This window comes from Polynucleobacter asymbioticus QLW-P1DMWA-1, assembly GCF_000016345.1.
GTDB classification, from domain to species: domain Bacteria; phylum Pseudomonadota; class Gammaproteobacteria; order Burkholderiales; family Burkholderiaceae; genus Polynucleobacter; species Polynucleobacter asymbioticus.
The window spans coordinates 1165037-1187053 of record NC_009379.1 but is presented as its reverse complement, the minus strand read 5'-3'; the positions used below and the strand labels follow the sequence as shown (position 1 = coordinate 1187053).

Annotated in this window: 21 protein-coding genes and 1 tRNA gene; 16 read left to right on the top strand and 6 right to left on the bottom strand. The window is 44.2% G+C overall.

The window, feature by feature from the left end:
• The first annotated feature begins 29 nt into the window (after window positions 1-29).
• Window positions 30-120: transfer RNA gene (locus tag PNUC_RS05980), tRNA-Ser, on the top strand.
• Window positions 121-205: 85 nt separating this feature from the next.
• Here PNUC_RS05980 and PNUC_RS05975 read toward each other — a convergent pair.
• Window positions 206-535, bottom strand: coding sequence for a hypothetical protein (locus PNUC_RS05975; RefSeq protein ID WP_048812113.1), 330 nt, complete (start codon window positions 533-535; stop codon window positions 206-208).
• 324 nt (window positions 536-859) lie between these two features.
• Between PNUC_RS05975 and PNUC_RS05970 the strand changes: the two genes are divergently transcribed.
• Both PNUC_RS05970 and PNUC_RS05965 read left to right on the top strand, forming a co-directional pair.
• Window positions 860-1723 carry a DUF2971 domain-containing protein gene (locus PNUC_RS05970; protein ID WP_011902978.1) on the top strand — a complete coding sequence of 288 codons (864 nt, stop codon included), beginning with the start codon at window positions 860-862 and terminating at the stop codon, window positions 1721-1723.
• On the top strand, window positions 1724-2728 hold the full coding sequence (locus tag PNUC_RS05965) for an SIR2 family protein (RefSeq protein WP_011902977.1): 1005 nt from the start codon (window positions 1724-1726) through the stop codon (window positions 2726-2728).
• 150 nt (window positions 2729-2878) lie between these two features.
• Here PNUC_RS05965 and PNUC_RS05960 read toward each other — a convergent pair whose 3' ends face one another.
• Window positions 2879-3181 carry a hypothetical protein gene (locus tag PNUC_RS05960; RefSeq protein WP_011902976.1) on the bottom strand — a complete coding sequence of 101 codons (303 nt, stop codon included), beginning with the start codon at window positions 3179-3181 and terminating at the stop codon, window positions 2879-2881.
• A 142-nt stretch (window positions 3182-3323) separates the two neighbouring features.
• Between PNUC_RS05960 and hsdR the strand changes: the two genes are divergently transcribed.
• The 3 genes from hsdR to PNUC_RS05945 are packed head-to-tail and all read left to right on the top strand — an operon-like array spanning window position 3324 to window position 8866.
• Complete coding sequence (gene hsdR / locus PNUC_RS05955) at window positions 3324-5666, top strand: EcoAI/FtnUII family type I restriction enzme subunit R (RefSeq protein ID WP_011902975.1); 2343 nt, start codon at window positions 3324-3326, stop codon at window positions 5664-5666.
• Window positions 5667-5705: 39 nt separating this feature from the next.
• The gene (locus PNUC_RS05950) at window positions 5706-7178 is read left to right on the top strand and encodes a type I restriction-modification system subunit M (protein ID WP_011902974.1); all 1473 of its coding nucleotides are present in this window, start codon (window positions 5706-5708) and stop codon (window positions 7176-7178) included.
• Window positions 7178-8866: a restriction endonuclease subunit S gene (locus PNUC_RS05945; protein ID WP_048812112.1), complete on the top strand. Its 1689-nt coding sequence runs from the start codon at window positions 7178-7180 to the stop codon at window positions 8864-8866. Before PNUC_RS05950 ends, PNUC_RS05945 begins: the two co-directional genes overlap by 1 nt.
• A 27-nt stretch (window positions 8867-8893) precedes the next feature.
• On the opposite strand, the gene PNUC_RS05940 is transcribed toward PNUC_RS05945, so the two are convergent.
• On the bottom strand, window positions 8894-9097 hold the full coding sequence (locus PNUC_RS05940; RefSeq protein WP_048812111.1) for a helix-turn-helix transcriptional regulator: 204 nt from the start codon (window positions 9095-9097) through the stop codon (window positions 8894-8896).
• 551 nt (window positions 9098-9648) lie between these two features.
• On the opposite strand from PNUC_RS05940, the gene PNUC_RS10825 reads away from it, so the two are divergent.
• From PNUC_RS10825 to PNUC_RS05920, 4 genes are all read left to right on the top strand, one after another.
• Window positions 9649-10581 carry a YdaU family protein gene (locus PNUC_RS10825; RefSeq protein WP_011902971.1) on the top strand — a complete coding sequence of 311 codons (933 nt, stop codon included), beginning with the start codon at window positions 9649-9651 and terminating at the stop codon, window positions 10579-10581.
• Window positions 10571-10801: a hypothetical protein gene (locus tag PNUC_RS05930; RefSeq protein WP_048812110.1), complete on the top strand. Its 231-nt coding sequence runs from the start codon at window positions 10571-10573 to the stop codon at window positions 10799-10801. Before PNUC_RS10825 ends, PNUC_RS05930 begins: the two co-directional genes overlap by 11 nt.
• Window positions 10798-11268 carry a hypothetical protein gene (locus PNUC_RS05925; protein ID WP_011902970.1) on the top strand — a complete coding sequence of 157 codons (471 nt, stop codon included), beginning with the start codon at window positions 10798-10800 and terminating at the stop codon, window positions 11266-11268. The genes PNUC_RS05930 and PNUC_RS05925 overlap by 4 nt, the downstream gene beginning before the upstream one ends.
• Before the next feature lie 117 nt (window positions 11269-11385).
• Window positions 11386-12606, top strand: a complete 1221-nt coding sequence (locus tag PNUC_RS05920; RefSeq protein WP_227717079.1) for a terminase — start codon at window positions 11386-11388, stop codon at window positions 12604-12606.
• 33 nt (window positions 12607-12639) lie between these two features.
• Here the strand turns inward: PNUC_RS05920 and PNUC_RS05915 are convergent, their stop codons facing one another.
• A complete protein-coding gene (locus PNUC_RS05915) occupies window positions 12640-13092 on the bottom strand; it encodes a hypothetical protein (RefSeq protein ID WP_011902968.1) in 453 nt (150 codons plus the stop codon).
• A gap of 82 nt (window positions 13093-13174) precedes the next feature.
• Here PNUC_RS05915 and PNUC_RS05910 point away from each other — a divergent pair, with 82 nt between their 5' ends.
• From PNUC_RS05910 to PNUC_RS05890, 4 genes are all read left to right on the top strand, one after another.
• Window positions 13175-14023: a hypothetical protein gene (locus PNUC_RS05910; RefSeq protein WP_011902967.1), complete on the top strand. Its 849-nt coding sequence runs from the start codon at window positions 13175-13177 to the stop codon at window positions 14021-14023.
• Window positions 14020-14226: a hypothetical protein gene (locus PNUC_RS05905; RefSeq protein WP_048812109.1), complete on the top strand. Its 207-nt coding sequence runs from the start codon at window positions 14020-14022 to the stop codon at window positions 14224-14226. Before PNUC_RS05910 ends, PNUC_RS05905 begins: the two co-directional genes overlap by 4 nt.
• 412 nt (window positions 14227-14638) lie before the next feature.
• A complete protein-coding gene (locus PNUC_RS05895; RefSeq protein WP_011902966.1) occupies window positions 14639-16600 on the top strand; it encodes a hypothetical protein in 1962 nt (653 codons plus the stop codon).
• Window positions 16581-17783, top strand: a complete 1203-nt coding sequence (locus PNUC_RS05890) for a hypothetical protein (RefSeq protein WP_048812107.1) — start codon at window positions 16581-16583, stop codon at window positions 17781-17783. The genes PNUC_RS05895 and PNUC_RS05890 overlap by 20 nt, the downstream gene beginning before the upstream one ends.
• Window positions 17784-17902: 119 nt before the next feature.
• Here PNUC_RS05890 and PNUC_RS05885 read toward each other — a convergent pair whose 3' ends face one another.
• Both PNUC_RS05885 and PNUC_RS05880 read right to left on the bottom strand, forming a co-directional pair.
• Window positions 17903-19402: a Fic family protein gene (locus PNUC_RS05885; RefSeq protein ID WP_011902964.1), complete on the bottom strand. Its 1500-nt coding sequence runs from the start codon at window positions 19400-19402 to the stop codon at window positions 17903-17905.
• A 111-nt stretch (window positions 19403-19513) separates the two neighbouring features.
• A complete protein-coding gene (locus PNUC_RS05880; RefSeq protein WP_011902963.1) occupies window positions 19514-20119 on the bottom strand; it encodes a 3'-5' exonuclease in 606 nt (201 codons plus the stop codon).
• Between the two features lie 449 nt (window positions 20120-20568).
• On the opposite strand from PNUC_RS05880, the gene PNUC_RS05870 reads away from it, so the two are divergent.
• Together PNUC_RS05870 and PNUC_RS05865 are read left to right on the top strand one after the other, a co-directional pair.
• Window positions 20569-21615 (top strand): phage major capsid protein, encoded by a 1047-nt coding sequence (locus PNUC_RS05870; RefSeq protein WP_011902962.1) that lies wholly within the window; start codon window positions 20569-20571, stop codon window positions 21613-21615.
• An 11-nt stretch (window positions 21616-21626) separates the two neighbouring features.
• Window positions 21627-22010 (top strand): hypothetical protein, encoded by a 384-nt coding sequence (locus PNUC_RS05865; protein WP_011902961.1) that lies wholly within the window; start codon window positions 21627-21629, stop codon window positions 22008-22010.
• The last annotated feature ends 7 nt before the right edge of the window (window positions 22011-22017 follow it).

The following is a 22017-nucleotide window of genomic DNA, read 5'->3' as shown; positions in this document are numbered from 1 at the left end:
CTTTCGGCAATCGTATAATCATTGGTTCCGGAAGGGTGGATGAGCGGTTTAAGTCACACGCCTGGAAAGCGTGCGTAGGTTAATAGCCTACCGCGGGTTCGAATCCCGCCTCTTCCGCCAGTAGCACCCTGAGAGCCCCTATCCATGGGGCTCTTTCTTTTTGAGGGCCTTCTACCCACCACTCTACCCACCAGCAAAACATAGCCTAGATTTGGATTGAATTGGATCCAGATGGACAGGAAACTTCCCTGCAACGCATGGCAAGATACGCATAGATATCAAAGGAAAGCAGGTTCTCGGCACCTTTAATGGCTGGAACATCCCCATAGCTCAAAAAAGCAATTTCGAGCCTCTCAGAGCCTATAAATGCGTTGATGGGGGATTGAAGAAAGTCGTCCACAACCTTCTTACATGCTTCGATTGCGTCATCAAGCTTGCCAAACTCCCCAATGCTTACCCAGGGGCTCGGCTTACCCCCTCTGAAGTCGCTGTAAACATTAACGCTAAATGGTTTCGATAAGTTCATTACTTCCATAGTCATCCCCTGAGTTTTCCGTAGGATTGTTAGCTTACCCTCAGGGGATGCCCATGTTTCAATTGGTGGATTGTGTCGGCGGAGATCGAGCTAAACGCAATTTTGTAGCTCAAAATCATATCCAGCATTCACGGGCCCTATGCTATTGGGACTCTGTTACCCATCTCCAAAAATTGTTTAATAGGAGTTGTGTAAGGCTTTCTGAAATCATGCTGGTAAGCCACTATTTTCGGATCTGCTCTGATATGCTGGACCTTAGACTTCAAGGCACTTTGAGTGAGAACATTTTTTGAGAAATTTCTACCTCTAATTGCATAAATATGTATGCCTAAATCAAATATTTCTTCTAGTCAGCTACTTAAAGAGGTCGCGTTATTGCCGATTAGGGAAAGGCGTCGCTTTATCGTAAAGCAAAATTACAAAGTTTTTCTTTATAAATATTACTCATGCAACGCCCCGGAGTATCTGAGTTCAATAATATGCGACTCAAATTTATGGTTAAGTTCCCCGCAATCATTTAACGACCCATTTGATATGAAGTGGGTTTATACGGTTGACAGAAATCCAGCAAAGCGACGGAAAAGACTAAAAGGTATTCTTCAAAATAACCCTGATATAGCTCAAAAAACATGGAAGCTAAGACAGCGTCAAATTGACCAATTAATGCTCGATCCTGAGGGTTTAGAAACAAGGGTCATGGAGTCCAGTGTAAAACACGCCGGCACGGCTGGTGTATGTTGCTTATCCCAAGATCCTAGGGAAATTTTAATGTGGAGTCATTACGCTGATCAGCATAAGGGTTTGGTTTTGCAATTTGATGTCAGCATAAACCCGGAAGTTTTTTTACAAGCTATTTCAGTTGAATATTCCGCTGATTATCCTGTTGTCGAGTGGACTGACCCGCAGGAGAATGCATTAAAAGTCGGCTTGTTAAGAAAATTTAAAAGTTGGGGGTATGAGCAAGAGCGAAGAATTATTAGGCCTGGGCTTGCCAATAGCTTTTTGCCATTTAAGCCTAGCGCCTTAACTGGGATTATTTTGGGTTGTAGATTTCCAGAGGAGCAAATGCCTCTGATAGAAAAGATTTTAAAAGACAGGGAATTAAAAGGCTTCTCTATGCCCATTATTTATTCTGCAAGGCAGGATAGGTCCTCATATGGGTTGAAAATTTTCAAGAGAGTGAATTAGATGCCAAAATTACTTTTACTGGGCGCTGGTTTTAGCCGCAATTGGGGTGGATGGTTGGCTACAGAAGTTTTTGAATATTTACTGGGTACCAAAGCAGTTATTGGAAGTGACAAATTACGACAATTACTATGGAAGCACCAGTTGTCAGGTGGTTTTGAGGCTGCCTTGGCAGAGTTGCAGATGCTGGCTAAAAACCACCCAGCTGAGTGGCAATTTGATTTGGCCGAATTTGAATCTGCGGTTTTAGTCATGTTTGGCGATATGAACTCTGGTTTTCTTGATCTTGGTGATTGGGATTTGCAAACCCCTCCTAAGGAGTCTTCGAAAACTATTCCTTTCTTTTTAAACAAATTCGACGCTATTTTTACACTCAATCAAGATCTTTTGCTTGAAGAGCATTACTTATCTAGGGTCGATTTATCTTTGATTTCCCCTAGAAGATGGGATGGAGCGTCACTTCCTGGGTTAGATTTTCGGCCATCATTGGAGCCATTTCATCATTTATCTAAGGCGCGGGGAAGATGGATTCCGCAATCTAATTTAAATGTAGATTTATCAGCAAGAATGCAGCCTATATATAAATTACATGGATCCTCTAATTGGCAGAAAGAAGATGGATCACCTCTTTTGATTATGGGTGGCAATAAAACTCAAGAAATTTCTACTACTCCTATATTGCAGATGTATCAAAACAAATTCGCTGAATACTTAAGTGAGCCTAATGCTAGGTTGATGGTTATAGGGTATGGATTTGGCGATGAGCATATTAACGAGGCGTTAACCCAGGCCGTGGAATTGGGATTAAAGATCTTCTTAATTGATCCCATGGGGGCAGAACTTGCTTTAAAGCTAAATAAGACTAGGTCTTCGGGTCAAATTACCTGCGGAACTCCGTTGGAGAGCGTATTCCAAAAATCGTTGATCGGCGGATCCCGTCGTAGCCTCAAAGAGATTTTTGATGGAAGCCCAATAGAATACAAGAAAGTGATGAATTTCTTCATTTAAAAATTTGCAGTTAGCAGGGTTCGGTGTTCGAATAATATTTGTAGTGATTCGACTCGCAGCCATATACAACCGTAGAACCCATATTCACGAAACCCTTTTTTGGGCTTTCTATCCACCACCAAAATAGCGTCTCAATACTTCATTAGCTAATCACCAACCCTTGATGCTAGGCGCTTGATTTACCTGTGGGGGTGTTCCAATTGTTGTATTTGGTGGGGTAGTAATTGGTGCCTGAATATTTCCTTGATATTGACCCTGAGGCCCATAGAAATTTGTTTGATTACCTTGTACTTGAGCTGATCCCTGGAATGCCCCAGTAGCACTGTAAGAGTTAGACACTCCATTGGGAGATGTTTGTATATAACCTTTGTATTCACCGTTAGGGCCATAAATGGCCTGACTATGTGCAAACCCCGAAATGAGCAGTGCGACCAAACAAAATTGATATTTCATTAACTTTCCCCTGTTGCGTCAACTTAAGTGTATGCCTATAAAGGCTCAGATAGTGAGCCTGGTATGCAAACCCTAAAAATGCCATTAAATGACTGATTTCCTTATATTATTAAGGGATATATATAACTTTTGGCATTATTGAATGAGCAAGAAATCCCTTAGCGAACGAGATATTTGTACGAAATTCATTACGCCAGCCATTCTTGGCGCAGGCTGGGATTTGCACACTCAAATTCGCGAGGAATTAAGTTTTACTAAAGGCCGCATTATTGTTCGCGGCAAGTTACATACCCGCGGAAAGCAAAAGCGCGCAGATTACGTCCTTTATTACAAATCCAATATTCCCATCGCTGTAATCGAGGCCAAAGAAAACAACCTCAGTATTGGCGCAGGAATGCAGCAAGCACTTGATTATGCGGAAACGCTTGATGTGCCTTTTGTCTTTAGTTCAAATGGCGATGCATTCTTAATGCATGACCGAACTGGCCTGGCGGATAAAGTAGAGCAAGAGCTTTCTTTAGATGCATTCCCGTCGCCAGAAGAGCTATGGTCGCGTTATTGCAGATGGAAGGGTGTTGATACCCCTGAGGCAAAAAATACCGTAGAAATGCCTTATTACGATGATGGCACTGGGCGCGCTCCCAGGTATTACCAAGTCAATGCAGTCAACAGAACAATCGAAGCGGTGGCTAATGGCGCCAATCGCATTCTGCTGGTAATGGCTACCGGTACAGGGAAGACGTACACAGCTTTTCAGATCATCTGGCGCCTATGGAAGTCTGGAACCAAGAAGCGCATTTTATTTTTAGCTGATCGCAATATCCTGGTAGATCAAACTAAAAATAACGACTTCAAGCCATTTGGCGCTGCAATGACTAAGATCAGCAAGCGTCAGATTGATAAGAGCTACGAAATTTACTTGTCCCTTTACCAGGCTGTTACTGGTAACGATGAAGAAAAGAATATTTACAAGCAGTTCTCTCCAGACTTCTTTGATTTGATCGTGATTGATGAGTGTCATCGCGGTAGCGCCTCTGAAGATTCAGCTTGGCGTGAGATCTTGGATTACTTTTCTTCTGCCACACATATTGGCTTAACAGCTACGCCAAAAGAAACTAAAGAAATATCAAGTATTACTTACTTTGGTGACCCTGTTTATAGCTACTCACTAAAACAGGGCATTGAAGATGGTTTCCTTGCCCCTTATAAAGTAATCCGGATTGATATAGATAGGGATCTCCAAGGCTGGAGACCCAGTGCTGGACAAGTAGATAAACGTGGTCAATTAATCGAGGATCGCATCTACAACCAGAACGACATGGATCGAACCCTGGTCTTAGAAAAGCGTACAGAGCTAGTTGCAAAGAAAATCACTGAGTTCTTAACGGCTACTGATCCATTTGCTAAGACTATCGTATTTTGTGATGACATTGATCACGCAGAGCGCATGCGTCAAGCCTTGGTTAATTTAAATCCAGAGCGAGTCAAAGAAAATCGTAAATACGTTATGCGCATTACCGGTGATGAGCAAGAAGGCAAAGCTGAGCTTGATAACTTCATTAACCCAGAAGAACGTTACCCAGTAATTGCTACAACCTCTAAGCTAATGACTACCGGTGTAGATGCGCAAACCTGCAAGCTAGTTGTACTTGATCAACATATCAAGTCCATGACTGAATTTAAGCAGATGATTGGGCGCGGCACCCGAATTAACGAAGATTACGACAAGTACTGGTTCACCATCATGGACTTTAAAAAGGCTACTGAGCTTTTTGCTGATGAAGCATTTGATGGCCCGCCAATTGTTATCTATGAGCCTGGGGTTGATGATCCCCCGGTTCCCCCGGTGGAGCCGCCAACGCCTCCCGGAGTTGAGCCGCCCGTTCCCCCAGAACCCCCTGGCTTTCCTCCTGGACCAGAGGGTGTGAGAGCTAAATACTTTGTGGGTGACGTAGAGGTTCAGGTTATTGCCGAGCGGGTTCAGTATTACGGACCCGAAGGTAAGTTGATTACAGAGTCCTTAAAGGACTACACCCGTAAAGCAGTACGAAAAGACTATTCAACGTTGGATCAATTTCTAAAGAGATGGACTTCCGCTGAGCGTAAGGCCGCTGTAATTAAGGAGCTAGAAGAGCATGGTCTTTTACTGGAGGCGTTGGCAATCGAAGTTAATAAAGACTGCGATGCTTTTGATTTAATTTGCCATGTTGCATTTGATCAGCCTGCACTCACTCGTAGGGAGCGTGCAGATCAAGTCAAAAAGCGTAACTATTTCACCAAGTATGGCGAACAGGCTCGCAAGGTTCTCGAGGCTTTACTTGAAAAATACGCAGATACCGGTATCGAGAATATTGACGATATTAAGATTCTGACCCTAGACCCATTTAGTAAAATGGGTACAGCTAGCGAACTTGTATCAGCCTTTGGCGGTAAGCCAGGCTATATAGCAGCTTTGCATGAGCTAGAAAACCAGCTCTACGCCTAAAATTCATAGCAATACCCCAATAGATAGGCATTACCACTTATGAGTATTAGTTCAACTATTAAATCAATCCAAGACATCATGCGTAAGGACGTAGGCGTCGATGGCGATGCCCAGCGTTTGAGTCAATTGGTGTGGATGCTCTTCCTGAAAATCTTTGATGATCGTGAGAGCGAGTGGGAATTGCTTCAGGATAAATACAAGTCTCCGCTCCCTGAAAAGTATCGCTGGAGAAATTGGGCGGCTAATGCTGAGGGCATGACCGGCGATGAGCTAAAGCAATTTCTAGACAATGATCTATTCCCAGCACTTCAAAACCTAGAGGCTAAAGGCGGTCATCAACGCGCTTATGTTATTCGTTCCGTATTCGAGGATGCCTATAACTACATGAAGTCTGGCCAGCTGATTCGCCAGGTGATCAATAAGATTCAAGAGGGCGTGGATTTCAACAAAGCCCAAGAGCGCCATCTGTTTGGCGACATGTATGAGCAGCTTCTGAGAGATCTCCAGGCAGCCGGTAATGCAGGCGAGTTCTATACCCCAAGAGCTGTAACTGAATTCATGGTGCAGATGGTTAATCCGCGTCTTGGTGAAAAGGTAATGGACCCAGCCTGCGGAACGGGTGGATTCTTATCATGCTCAATAGAACACATCAGAAAACAAGATGTCAAAACACTAGAAGATGAGGCGCAACTGCAAGGAAGCATCTTCGGTATTGAGAAAAAACCAATGCCACACTTGCTGTGCACAACAAACATGATTCTCCATGGGATTGATGTGCCAAGCAATATCCGTCATGACAACACGTTAGCTAGACCCTTAATTAGCTGGGGCCCATCAGAGCGGGTAGATGTAGTTGTTACTAACCCACCATTTGGTGGAATGGAAGAGGATGGAATAGAAACCAACTTCCCAGCCGCATTTAGAACTAGAGAAACAGCTGATCTATTCCTGGTGCTAATTATGCAAATGCTAAAGCCTGGAGGGCGTGCCGCAGTAGTTCTGCCCGATGGATTTCTATTTGGCGAAGGTATTAAGACTCGCATTAAAGAAAAACTTTTGGAAGAATGCAATCTCCATACCATCGTACGCTTACCAAAAGGTGTATTCGCACCCTACACAGCTATTAATACCAATCTCCTTTTCTTTACTAAAGGGATTCCTACAAAAGATGTTTGGTTTTATGAGCATCCATATCCAGAGGGTGTGAAGAGTTACAACAAAACTAAGCCGATGAGGATTGAAGAGTTTGAGGCTGAAAAAGAATGGTGGGGTAATGAGGGAGGCGCCTATAAAGGTCGCAAAGAAGGTGAATATTCTTGGAGGGTAAGCATTCGGGATATTAAAGACAGAAATTACAATCTTGACATAAAGAATCCTCATATAGTTGATCGGGAAGCCGAGGATCCCGAACTTCTATTGGCTCAATATAATTTGCTACAGGATGATATTAATAGACTAAAGAGTGAGTTAAAAACAGTTTTAGGGCAGGCTCTATACGCTAAGAATTCTTAATGGAGATCCTCGAAAAAATGCTTGTTGATTCTTTTGACTTGTGGAGTACATCCATGTCGGAGAGAGCCTCTACTCGTGGCAGGAGTTCAGCAAATTCCGGTAATATTTATGGCGTCCAGAAACTGAGAGAATTAATTCTTCAATTGGCTGTTAGCGGGAGATTAACAACTGCTGCGAATAGTTTGCGATCCGCCAATGAAAATCTATCAGATCAATCTAAGGCCGAACCATTTATTGTCCCTAGCGGTTGGGTTTGGAAGTCTTTAAGAGAGGTTGGGCGTGTAAGTACTGGGAAAACTCCAGACACTAGAAATAGTAATTTCTATATTGGCACAACCCCATTTATCGGACCTGGCCAATTAAGCATGAATCATCGGATTCTAAAGTCGGATAAGTTTATTTCAAAAGAGGCTGAATTAAATACCTCAATTGCACTACCAGGAAGCATTTTAATGGTTTGTATAGGTGGGTCAATTGGTAAGTCGGCAATAGCTACCCATAGAGTTGCCTTCAATCAACAAATTAATGCAATTCAAACTACAGACTGCAATGTAGAGTTTATCCACATGTGCTTAAGGGCAAAGTTTTTTCTGGAGAGAGTTCACCAGCTTTCTTCTGGATCTGCTACTCCAATCATTAATAAATCTAGATGGGAAAACATACAGATTCCAATTCCACCAATTGGTCAGCAAAATAAAATAGTAGAAAAAGTTAATGCGTTGATGCAACTATGTGATCAGCTTGAGAGGGATGCGCTTAAAAAGGAAATATTCCACGATAACTTAGTTATTCATTTTATGAGCCTTCTTCTCAGGGCTGAGAGTATCGGGTCATTTCAAGATAATTGGAGCGAGGTGTCTCAACTTTTTGATGAGCTATTTATATCAGAACAAAACATCAATTATCTGAGGGGAATTATTATTGATCTTGCTCTCGAGGGTAAGATTTCTCTACAGGATTCTAGTAAAGACACTCTAGTAGATTTTCTTGAGTTATGTCGTAAAAATGCATGTCATTCATCAACCAAGAGGGGTAGGAAATTAAATAATGCATCCGATTTTCAGTCGGATAAAAAAGGTCTACATCAGATCCCGGAGAGTTGGTCCTGGATTAGATTATCCGAATTAGCCTCCTTTGAAAATGGCGATAGAAGTAAAAATTATCCGTCGCGCGATCAATTTGTAGCGGCTGGAATGGCATTTATTAATGCAGGCCATCTTCAAGAAGAGGGAATTGATTATTCAAATATGAATTTCATAGATGTAGAAACGTATGACAATCTTAGATCAGGAAAGATCAAAGAGGGGGATATATTGTTTTGTCTTAGGGGTTCTCTTGGAAAATTTGCCATAGTCAAGAATGGTGAAACTGGAGCAATAGCATCTTCATTGGTAATTATTCGCCCTTTTGCGCCAGAGATTGTTGACTATCTTGGAATTTATTTTTCTTCAACTCTCGCTAAGGATCAAATTTTAAAGTTTGACAACGGTACTGCTCAGCCTAATTTAGCGGGAGCCGATCTTGGCCATTTTCAAGTTCCTCTTCCCCCGCTGAGTGAGCAAAAAGCTATAGTAGCAAGTCTAAAAAGATTGCTAGCTTTATGTGATCAGCTTAGTGAGAGTTTTTCAAAAGCCAGGCAATTAGAATGTATGCTGGCCGACTCTTTTGTTGATCAAGCGCTATCCTAGCCCCTGAGAATACTCTGGGGCCTGCATTTAAGAATTGTCCATCCTTTCTTTGAGGTAAGTTTGAACCTGCTCAATAGTCCAAAAGGAAGACCTGCCAATTTTGATTGGTTTTGGAAATTCACCTTTCTGAACCATCAGCCAAAACTTAGATTTTGATACCGGCATCACTTTTAATATTTGCGGAATTCTCATCAAAGTAATAGGTGGGATTTGAGGGCTTGATTGACTCATCACCATCTCCTTAGCGGGCGCGTTTTACATTTTTACGATAAACCTGCAACGCCATCTTTGCAGAACTCATTTTTGTGTATCCATAAGATCGATACAAGCTATACAAGCGAAATGCCATCATTTAATTTAATCTCCTATTGTGTTTTGTTATGCATCATTTTGTGTGCTGCTGAAGTGCAATGTAGTCAATGAAATTTTGGTGGTCAATCAAATGTCAATACCCACTTTGAAGACGCATATTATTTTTTGACTACAAAAAAAAATTTATTTATAGAAGTGTCATAAGCCATATAAATAAATGGCTACAGCCTTGTCAGTAAATTCTGATAGCGTAAAGAGAGCGGTGGACACGCATAGATCAACAAACGCTTTAGATAAAGAAATTCATTCTCACGAATATCTCAAACATGGATTACAGAGAATTGATGAATAAATAAATTAAAGAAAAATTCAGAAAAAACGCGTTTGACGATACGCTTTCCAATTGTTAGATTCATCTCTTGCAAAAAATATTACGCGCAAGAAAAAGAACTACACGGAGACAGACTGAGATGAATTACTACGAGCATCACATTGGAGATTACGCAGAAGCGACTGCGCATCTTACATTCATAGAGGATGCAACCTACAGTCGCCTTATCAGAAAGTACTACGCCACAGAAAAACCGCTACCTATCGAAATCAAGTTGGTACAAAGATTGATCAACGCACGATCAAAAGAAGAAAAAAATGCAGTTGTCTCCGTTCTCAATGAATTTTTTACCCTCACTGACGATGGCTGGAGACAAGAGCGCTGCGATCATGAAATAGCCCGTTTCAAAGACAAGCAACTTAAAGCCAGGCGGAGCGCAGAAGGCAGATGGCAATCATTCCCCTCAGACGAGCCCCAACCAGAAACTTCACCAAATATTGGATGCGTTCGCAATGCGACCGCAATGCGAACGCATTGCTCACCAGACACCAAACACCAGTCACCAGTAACCAATCTCCATACACCAGGCAAACAAAACAATGGGGGTGAGAAAGAAAATTTTCCCCAAGAGTCAACAAAGCCATCCGATGAAGAAAAACTTTTTCAGGCGCGTATTGAAAAATATAAAAGCTTTGCAGCCATGATCAGCAAGGAGGGCAGAGCTATAGCCGTAGATGACTACCGCATTCGGGACATCGTCAATCTCGGGGTAACGGAAGCCGAGGTGGCAGAGGCTATCGCGACAGCAAAGGAAACCCGAATGAAAGTCTCAAACCCAACCCCGATCAATGCAGGATATGTCTTGGCCATTCTCAAGGGGGCGCGCAAAAAACTGGAAACCCCCAAAGCCGATGAAGACGCTTGGTGGAAATCCAATGAGGGCGTAGACGCCAAAGGCAGGGAGCTCTCGATGAAGGCCCAAGCCTCTGAAAGCTACGATTCCTTCAAAACCCGAATATTTGCCGAACTACGTAAACGCCAGGAAACCATGGAGAAGTCCAATGCAAACTAATCAAGCCATTGCGGGCGTGATTGATCGCCTAGACATGGAGGACTTCCCCATTGGATCAAAAGTGAAGACCCCAAGCGGGCGCGTAGGCACCGTGGTCAAACATCGCGGAGCCCAAAGCCGTCATGACTTATTCCAAAGAATCATCATCGAGTTTGATGAACCTCTTGGGGATTCGGTAGCGCTGCAACCCCATCTTTTACAGTTGATCAAGACCTCATGATTGAAAACAATCAAAAGAAATCAAAGAAACCAGCACTAAGCAAAAGCAAGGGAGGGGCAAGGCCTGGAGCTGGCCGCAAGGAGGGCAGTCTAACCAAGCGTACCCGTGAGATTGCTGAGGTAGCTGCTGCCCAGGGCATTACCCCCTTGGAAGTCATGATGAGCACGATGATGGCGCTTTACAAGGAGGCGGGTAATTGCAGTCGCGAAAGTAATCAGCATCATGATCAAGGTGATAAAGCTAATCAATATGATGATGGTCATACCGCCATGATCACGGAGAATCGCATCAAGTTACTGAACATGGCCGCCACCATCGCCAGACATGCTGCACCCTATGTACATCCACGTCTCTCCGCAATAGAGCACACAGGCAAAGATGGCACACCCCTGCAAAGTGGGGTCTTAGTGGTACCTAGTGCCATGAGCATGGATGAGTGGGAGCAAGCTGCCCAAGCAAAACACTAGCCCATGAAAACTATCTGGGCACCATTGCCCGGTAGCCAGACACTATTTCTGACATGCCCTGTGTACGAGGTATTGCTTGAAGGCACCAGAGGAGGGGGCAAGACCGACACCTTGCTCATGAGCTATGCCCAACATGTAGGTAGAGGCTTTGGGGATCACTGGCGCGGCACACTCTTTCGCCTCACCTATCCACAATTGGCTGACGTAGTGGCCAAGAGCAGGCGCTGGTTCTATCAAATCTTCCCAGGCGCCAAGTTCAATGAATCTGACTATGTGTGGAAGTGGCCCACAGGAGAGATGCTGTACTTTCGTTATGGTGCCAATGAGGATGACTACTGGAATTACCACGGCCATGAATACCCTTGGCTAGGATTTGAAGAGCTGACCAACTGGCGAAACCTCTCTTTTTACGAAGCCATGCATTCCACCTGCAGGTCATCTCACCCTGGAATGCCGAGGATGGTGAGGGCTACCTGCAATCCATTTGGGGTGGGCCACGCATCCGTAAAGGAGCGATTTCAGATTGGAGCTATTCCTGCAGGGCAGATCATTAGGCAGGAGGGCGCATTACCCAGAGTGCGAATTCACTCGACTATCTATGAGAACACCCACCTTCTCAAAAACGACCCGAACTACCTGATGAGTCTAGAGTCGCTAAGCGATCCAAACAGACGCAGAGCCTGGCTAGAAGGTGATTGGGATATCCACGTGGGAAGCTTCTTAGAAGGCGTATGGCAGCCCTCTAAGCACGTTGTAGAACCCTTCGCAATTCCACCGACATGGAAGGTCTGGCGCTCAATGGATTGGGGTTATGCCAGACCTTATGCCGTTTATTGGTTTGCCTTATCAAATGATGGAGTCTATTACCTATGGAGAGAACTCTATGGATATGGAGATAAAGAAAATACGGGCACTAGGGAAGATGCAACGGTAGTAGCGGAGAAGATCAAAAAGATCGAGATACACGACCAACGTCTTGGCTATGAATACCGCATGAACCTAGCTGATCCATCCATCTTTTCAAAGATAGGTGCAGAGCGGTCAATAGGTCAGATCTTTAGAGATAAAGGGGTGAAATGGACCGAGGCCTATAACGCATCAAGAAGCCGAGTAAATGGGGCTCAGGAAATCATCCGGCTACTAGCTGAGGACAGACTCAAGATCTTCTCAACCTGTAAGCATTGGCTTAGAACCATCCCTCAGTTGCCACCAGATTCATTAAATCCGGAGGACGTAGATACCGATGCAGAAGATCATGCTTGGGATGCGACGAGGTATGGGGTTATGAGAGCCAGGCAAATACCTGAAAGTGATTCGCTCTATGGATTGAGGGGTTAACGGTAATTCAGTGCGGATATCAAAAATTTAGTGTTAATTTAAGTAGCGGCGCAATGAATAAAAGGCAGCATAATTAAGTGAATTAAGAGTATTAAAAAAAAGATTTGCTAAGTCAGTAAGCTCTGCTGACGTTATTTCTCGCTCACTTCCTGTGGGTCTGCCGGGCCTCAGAATATCGGCTTCGCCTTGCAACGATCCATATATTCTGCCGTGAATTATTAGATTCCTCTCCTCAAATAAGTCTTCCAGATGGTCTAAAAGCTGTGGAAATGTCACTAATTCCTGGGTAAGGTGACAATGACTCAGTCGGCCTTGGATATATTTTATTTTTTGACTTGTTGGAAATCTATGAAGATTCTTGGGTTGATTTGAGTCATATGGAAGTAGAGTATTAATGCACTCGTCAATCGCCTCTTCAACATAAGCAGCATATAAGGCGAGGTAACCTAGTGCTTTAACTATGTCGCCAGTATCTTTTAAGATCATATTAACCCCAGTAAATTGTATCTATCTTAAAGGTTGGATATGCTATTAGTCATATGATTTGATTTGCGATGAAGGAGTGAGGATGATTAAAGAGGCGTTGGAAATTATTGAAATTATCCCGGGTACATTCTGGGGGGTTATTGTTGGCTCTCTTTTTTCGCTAGGAGGTGTTTGGCTAACCAATAAAGCTAGCGATCAACGGCTTAAAACTCAGTTTGATCATGAGAGGGCATTAAAAACGCAGGAGAGGGAAATGTCCTTGCGAAAAGACGTCTATTTGCAAGCAGCCGAGGCTGTTTCCGCCGGTGTTCAAGCATTATCAAATTTCCCCAACCTTGAAATTTCTAATGACGAAGTTGCAAAAGTCTATGTTGAAAAATCACCCTCGATTTCTAGAGCCTATGTAATAGGTAGCATGAAAACAATTAAAGCCTTAACCGATTTTGGGGGTGAGCTAGCAGCTTTAATGCTTGTCTTATACGTCGAAAGGGCTGAAATATTGACTTTGAAAAATAAAGTAACTCTTCTTGATTTTCAAATGAGTGGATTCGGTAAAGATAGAGATCGATACTTGGAATTAATGCGAGATGCAAATATTAATGGCCAGCGAGATCCGCAGTACTGGAAGGTGCTTAATGAGGGATTTGAATTTGAGCAAGGAAGGATTCACTCGCACAGCCAAGATCGAGATGCTATTTCTAAGCAATTGGCTTTGCAGCAATTTAAATTTATGAAGCGTTGCGTCACTGAGAGCCACAGAATGAGTCGGTGTCTCGCACCTCTATTAATTGCAGTCAGAGAAGAGCTTCAGTTGCCGCTTGATATTGATGGCTATAGAGAAATTCTGGATAGCAGTATTGCAAAGCAGCAGGTTGCCATCGATGATTTTGTAAATATATTTGCTAAAAAAATTAACTCAGAAAAACTATGATAGATAAATCTAATGTCGAGCTGATAGGGCAAATAAAGCCTGAGAAGTTAACTTCGCTTGCTGAAGATCTAAAAAGGGAGCAGGGTGAGATTCTTGCCGATCAGGAGCATTGGAAAGTCCATGGCACAAATAGGCGCAAAGCTTCTAGCAAGCGTGAAATCATGGAGGAGCTAAGCCGTGAAAGATTTCCCTGGGAAGAGTAAACCCACGCTAGAGTCCTTACTAGTCGATCAGCAGGTGATTACAGGCAAGAAGTTTATTGAGCGTAATAGATTGGAAAAGCATGAGGCCGAGAAACAAAGGGCGTTGCTACAAGAGGCCATGGAGTTTGAAGAGAGAAACCGAAGAATTAAGAGTTAGTCATTTCTGAAAAATTGATCAATCTATTTCTCATGGATGAGATGAGGTTCTATTTACGAATAATCCCACCGAAAGGGAGGTGCGGATGATTGTTGCGGTTGGATGATCCAGTTGCCTTGCAAAGGCATTGAGTATTTAAATGTCTATTTCTTATTAAATAAGGGGATCGCAATATGGGTCGTACAGTAATTAAATTACATCGGAAATATCCCAAATAAATTCAAAAAAATAAAGTAAGGGCGCTATAAATAAGATGTGCCTCAAGACTCAAATGCCCTCCAACAAAAATGGACTGCCCGCATCACACATGCGCGCGCTCACTGGTCAACCTTTCATAAGCGCGTAAGGCATAACCGCAACACTGTAGCCGGCTTTAACTGGAATGCCGATCCCACTGGTAAAGACTTCTACAGCCTAAGAGCCAACCTTATACATGGCACTATCTCTGCGGTACTTCCCAATGTCTACGCCCGTAACCCCGAGATATCAACAACACCAACCCACTCGGGCGCGGATATCAAGCTCTTCTGTAAAACACTAGAGAAAGTCACCAATAGAGCGCTGGAACATGCCCAACTCAAGAATCGAGCAAAGTCTACTGTAAGAGCAGCGCTGACCTGTAGCTTCGGCATTCTAAAAGTGATGTATCAGCGAGATCCAGGCAAGGATTCATATATCCAGGGTCGTATCAACGATGCCCAAGAAAACCTCCTAGCTATAGAGGATCTTGCGCGAGACCTCCATGAGGATAACCAACGTCATCATCATGATGCCAAGAGGGCTGAGCTAGAGGAGCTCATCAAGTCGCTTCAGGAACAATCGGAAGTGCAATCTGCCGAAGCCTTAGTAATCGATAGAGTTCTTACTGAAAACCTCCTCATTGATCCCTCAATCTGTGAGTTCTGGGATTACACCGATGCAGACTGGATCTGCCAAATCATCCCGATGAAGCGTAGCCAAGCAGAAGCGCTCTACAAGAAGAATCTAGCTAATGCCAAGATCTACCAACCGGGCCAGGGCGAACCTTCTCACAAGAAAGCTAAGCGCCTAGCCTCAATGCAGATGAATGCTGGTTCAGGCCCAGTGACTGATGATCAACAAATAGCGGTGCTAGAGATCTGGGATAGAGTAACTCAGCGCGTATACACCATGGTGGAGGGCGCGACTGAATGGCTGCGTGAGCCTTATTCCCCACCAAGGGCGGGAGAGCGTTGGTACCCATTCTTCTTATTGCCATACCAAGTAATAGATGGTCAATTCGTTGGCCCAAGCTTAGTCGATCTCACCGAGCGATTACAGGACGAACACAACGAAGCAAGGGATCGATTCAACCAACATCGAGACCTCTGCATACCAGGATGGGTAGCTTCCGCTGATATCAATGAGAAAACTATTAAGAAACATTCAGATTCAAGATTCGGTGAGATCACGATTGTCGATACCGAAGGCAAGCCACTGAATCAAGTCATCATTCCTAGGGGTCACCCCAAGATCGACCCCATCGTCTATGACACCAGTGCAGTACGTTATGACTGGGAGCAAGTCACTGGCCTGCAAGATGCTGCGCGCTCAACAGTGGTCAGGCCTAAGACAGCAACCGAAGCCAACATCTTACAAAGAGCCTTGTCAGGGCGCGTATTTGAATTCAAAGACCAGATAGAGGATTGGTTACAAGAGATAGCCCAATACAGCGCCCAGGTACTTTTACAAGAACTCACTAAAGAGCAAGTAGAACGCTATATGGGGCCGCCAAGCAATAAGACCACCATGGTCAATGGCGAACTAGTCATGACTATCGAGAAAACCTATGACTGGCCAGAACTCACCAAAGACCGAATCTTTGACATGGTCGATCTATGCATAAGAGCAGGCACCACCGGCGCACCAGATGGCATAGAAGATAAAGAGAGTTGGCTCAAGGTCTTACCCATGATTACGAATCTATCAATTCAGATACAAAACCTACAAGCCAGAGGAATGGATTACGAGCATATCCGTAATCTCCTACACGAGACCCTCTTGCGATATGACGATCGTATCGATTCCAATCTATTTATACCGAATGTAGAAAAGCAAATGGAGGGATGGTCACGCGATGACGATCCAAACTTAGGAATAAATTGGTTTTCTGAACGAAGGCAAAAGACAAATGCTGAAATGCATTACGGCAGCAACTTATTAAAAGAGGAGACAGGTAATGACGCAAGAAGCAAATGAAGTGGAAGGTTTTAAATCGGAGGTTCTAACCAAGGGTGGCTCAATTCAAAGGGAGCAGAATAGGGAGGCCAAGAAAGAGCGCGAGCGGCTTGAAAAAGAAGCTTATGAGAAGCACGCGGCCGAAAGTGCTGCAAGGCGCAATAAGGCAAGGGAAGAGCGTGCGCTTGAATTGATTGCGCAAGCAAAAGCCAGGCAAGAAGCCGCTCAATTAGATAAGGAGCGTAGCGCTCAGATACAACAAACACAAAAGGCGGAACGTAAGAGTCAGAGCCGGAGCCAAGCAGCCAACTTACTAGATGATCTAAGTAAGACCCCTAATGCATCTCTTGCCAAGTTATCTGAGGATATTGATGAGGGCGAAGTATTGGAGGAGGAGTCCGAAGCTCTATCGCCCGAGTCTATATTTAGGCCTGTAAAGGGCGAAGTGCATGTGCCAGCCTTTATGCCTGCTACAGAGGTTACGGCGCCACTACAAGCCCATGACCTTGGTGAAATATTGCCTGCACCAGTCGCCATTACCGTCGATACACTTCCGAAAACTGAGATTCAAATCGAAACTGGTGAAGATCTAATTAAGCGGGTATTGAACCCCGGGCCTACGGGTTTGAGTCCTGGTGTCGATGGCAGCGTTAACCAAGAAGCCTCTAGCAACATCAAATCGAAGAGGGGTTGTGAGCGTGTGCAGAGAATCATCAATGAAAAGCGTGATCTAGAAAAGCAGGTTGAAGATCTTCAATGCACGGTTACAAGCTTGCAAGACGTGATTCGTAAATATGAAATAGAAAGCAAGTTTGTGGGTAATGTGATGGCTCACGTGGATTCACAGAAAAAGCCTTCCGAATTGGTCTTAGAAGCAAAGCTGCAGATGCTCAAGTTTTTGAATACTCGTTCAGATGAAATTGATCACACCGATAAGGCGATCTGCTTTAGCAAATACATGTCAGACCCTTTCTACATGCAAGTCTTTGTGCAGAGCAATCAGCCAGAGCAGTGGCAGACCATGATTGAGTCCATCTATGAGGCGATTGGAAGGCCGGAGCCTAGTTTTGGAGGCATTAAGCCTATGGCAACCCATAGCCCTCAGCCTATACGGGCGCGAACCTCAACCCTAGGCACGCCATTGGCCAGCGCAGGCAATCCCATGGATCGAATTGCTCAGCATCTAGGGAATATGGGGATATAGATAGCTGTGAATTACATGCCACTTAAAACTAGTGGCATGTAGACATAAATGTCTTTAGACACCCAAATCGCCTCATTTTGTCTACAAAACAGCCGATATAGTCATTTTTCGTCAACAACTTAGCTTATATCGTGAGGATCAAGCAATTGATGCTGTGAGGGGTTGTCTGTAAATGCGTTACAAGCCTTCATTTTTTCCCAAAGATTTGGGAAGTTCGAATAATCAAATCCAGCGGTCCAACGCCATGCGCGAGTCATGGATCGAATGAAGGGGCTGGGATCATTGTTTTGAGACAGCGCTTTTAATGGCAGCAAATAATCCTCACGATAAGCCGTGGGAATAATAATGCGAGAGGCGGAGTGTTGAGTTAAGAATGCATTCATGGTTAGACGCGCCGTTCGGCCATTGCCATCCATGAACGGGTGCACTTCAGTAACTACAAACATCGCCATCAATGCGCGCGCAAATGGATCTTCCAGTAAAGCGATGCGCTTGAATCCTTCCCGCAAAGTGCCTTTAACAAGCTCTGGATGAACAAAAATAGTATTTCCTGCTTGGTTACTTTGCTCTTTCCATTCGCCTGGATTTTTATCTGGGCGACTAGAGAGTATTTGGAGGTTGCATTGCAAAAGCCACGCTAAGAAATCATCTTCATCTTTTGGGGGCTTAGAGCGAAAGGGCTGCTCCATGATTGCTTTAAAGGTGCCCAATACATCATGCGAATCTTCATTTCGTTTTGGAATCATCTTCCCATCGAAAATAATCTCGGAGGCCTCTTCGACAGTGAATGTAGTTCCTTCAATGTAGTTCGAAAAGTAGGATTCAAAGAATGCGAAATTAAAGGCGCTTTTACCCGTTTTTGCCTGATCTTCAATGATGGGAAAAGGTTTTCTTAATGCAGAAAACAAAGTTTCGAAGATCTCAATGCGATCAGGATCATAAGGTTTACCAGCTGCGCGCGCTAATGCATCAGCAGCCCGTAAAGAGCGGGCTTTACCAGTTTGCATTAAGGCCGAAACAATCGTGTTGAGCGTTTTAAATTGAACCTCTAGACCCAATTGAGGGGCAATTGCTTTAGCGTCATCACGTAGTGCATTGAGCTTGTGTTCACCACGAATGGTGCATAGCTTACTCAAATAAGACTCAACCCAAGGGCGACCCATAGTGCGAAGATCTGAGCCTTTGCGGCTATAGAGGTTCTCCAGTAACCGCCTAGCCTCTGAGGATATAAAGAGTTTTCCATACTGGGTATCGTTTAGCGAATCTTTGTGCGATTGAACTGCAGCAGGGCCTGGCAAGATATTGAGAGTCAACCCTGGAAATGCTATTTGACGTGCTCTATTGCCAGACACCAAAAATATATTCCCACTATCATCCGGTTTGCAAAGATGAGCAGAGCGGTAAGCTACTACGGAGCCTGGATAAAGATATTCGGTAATTTGCCGCCAATTTGGCCGAATGATTTGCTCGAGTGGGCTATTGAGGTCGCTGGTGTAAATGCCGCGATAAATTTGACGCAAACGACCAGACCTAGCCAAGCGGGAAATTCTCTGGGCGTTGGTTTTGTCTTCTCTCGAACTAAAAAGCAAGAGGGGCAGCTGGTCAACAGAAGTGTTCATAGGGCCTCAATTTATCCATTAATGTCAACAACTATGCATATATTATAGTTTAATGTCAACAAAAGTGCGTATAGAATCAAAATAACCCTATTTTTAGGTATATAGATACGGCTATTTCAAAGCCTTGGCATCGTTTACCAGTTGATATATCCGATTGTGCCTGTGAAGGATTTCAAAGAAAAGCCTCAAGGTATTGAGTGCATCAACATCCGCTCTGTGTGGACTGCCTTCAAATTGAAGCTTAAAAGAACCCAGGCCTGAGGATAGACCGCCACTGGGTTTTTTGCCCATGGCAAGCATGTGCAGGCTATACCAAGTTTTGACATCGATCCATCGACGACCAAAATAGGGAAAGCTGATACCTCGATCTTTAAATTCAGTTTTCAGTTCAAGTGAATCGCCACCGCCCCAGGTAATGGGATTAACAAAGCAATTACGCGTAGTAATAATTTCACCAATTTCTTTAGCTGCTTGTTCATGTGGAACTGAATAGTCAGAAATATCCTGATTGCAAATGCCCGTTAATTGGGTGATGAACTCAAAAATAGGCTCTTTAGGATCTAAGAACCATTTATACGAAGATAGGGATTGATTGACATAGTCATGGTAGTTTCCGACTGCTAACCCTATTTGAATGATCTTTGGATTTACTGTGGAATTATCTTGCGAATTGTTAAGCTCTAAATCAAGCGCGAAATAACACTGCTCTTTGTCCATGGGACTCCTTCACTATTCATTTAGATGAATGAGCAATGTAGAGATCAAGCTGCAAAGAGTCAAACAAAATAAATCACCACATTCCTATTAATGAATTTGCGATAGAGTAATTCAGTCAAGGGCACCCCAAAGGGGTGGCTTGCGCACCCTTGACGGCCACTGCCAAAGAAACGCTCTTTTATGCCCAAGGTGGCGCAAAGACACATTGGGTATAAAGACTCATAGCGATGTGAATAAATCGGCCAATAAAAACCCCAGAAATATCCAAACCCCACACCAAGCACCCCAATAATCAATTCATGTGGTGAGAGCTAATCACTCAATCTACTGCTTCATACCATCGCGTAAAAGCTAGAGTCGCGACTAGTAGCGTAGCAATGGATGGGTTCACGCTCCATCACCAGGTATGAAGCCACCAATTTCTTAAATAATTATTGATGGGGTGGCATATGCCAATTTCAAATACAGACTTGCAAGAGCTAGCCAAGGTTTCCTTAGATGAGTACTTGCGTAATCTACCGGTCGATCAAATCGCTGTAGAGAGACCTTTCCTTAAAAAACTGATGGAGGGTCGTAAGAGCCTATTGGGCGCAAAGCAAAACGTAGTCGAGAACATCCGCAAAGAGCATGGCAGTAACTTTAGCTGGGCCTTTGGGGAGGAGACGGTCAAGTTCAATAAACGCAATACGACTGAGCAGGCCTCCTTCCCATGGAGAAGGGCGGTAGATGGTCTTTATATCGACTATGACCGACTCTTTAGTAACGGCATCAAGGTGCGTGAGGGCGGGGCGCGTGGTTTCCAGTTGGAATACAACGAGCGCGTACAACTCATCAACCTCTTGGATGAGCAGTTAGAGGTTTTAAGAGAAGGCTTTCTGAATAAGTTAGACCTAGAACTTCACCGCGACGGCTCCCACGGCGCCGATGCGGTAGTTGGCTTAGATAGTCTAGTCAGCATAGCGCCCGATGCTGGAACGGTAGGAGGTATCGATCGAGCTAAAGCAAGTTACTGGCGTAACTACGCTATCAAAGACATTGCCTCAACATCGCCTGGTAACTTAGTGGGTGAGATGGAAACCGCATGGCGTCAATGTATTAAGCATGGCGGTAGTCCTGATTTCATCATCGCTGGGGGTAAGTTCATTGATACCTATCGTAAGCAAGTCACAGTAACCCATATCGCTGGATCGGGTGAGACCAAGTACATCGATGCTGGCGTAGGTGCGGGCGTAAATACTGGCCTAGCCTTCAAAGGGGTAGAGATCATCTGGGATCCGCAGTTTGATGAGCTTGATGCCATGGCGAATCGCACGGTGGAGTGGAGCAAGCGTTGCTATTTCCTCAATACCCGCTTTATGAAGCTACGTGACGACGATCTAGACATCGTTGCCCCCATCCGTCCGCACGATACCTTGGCGATGTACGCCATGGTGAACCTACGCTGCGCTTTATCAATCTCTCGAGCGAATGCCCATGCGGTATTGGCGATTCAATAAGGAAGATCAATATGAACCACAAAGAACTCATTCATAGTGACTTCCAAATTAAAGAGGTGGAAGCGGTAGTGCGCAGGGATGCCTTCACAACTATCCATGTGTATGTACCGCCTTATGAGACCAACATCCTTCGCAACCTCTTTGGGCGCGAGAACGTCACGGTGTTCGAGCGCCCATCAAAGACCACCATTACGCCAGAACAAGAGTACGACCGTCTATGCGCAAAGTATGGCCATGAAGTCGTAGCCAAAGTCTTTGGTGAAGATGATGGAGATCGCCTAATGGAGATCGTAGAAGGCTTGATGAAAGAAGGTCAGCTCCCAGCACAAGAGAAGGCATTAGAAGGAACTCTTGAGCAAGAGCCATCAGAAGCCAAAGGAGCTAAAAAACGCTAGTAGTAGG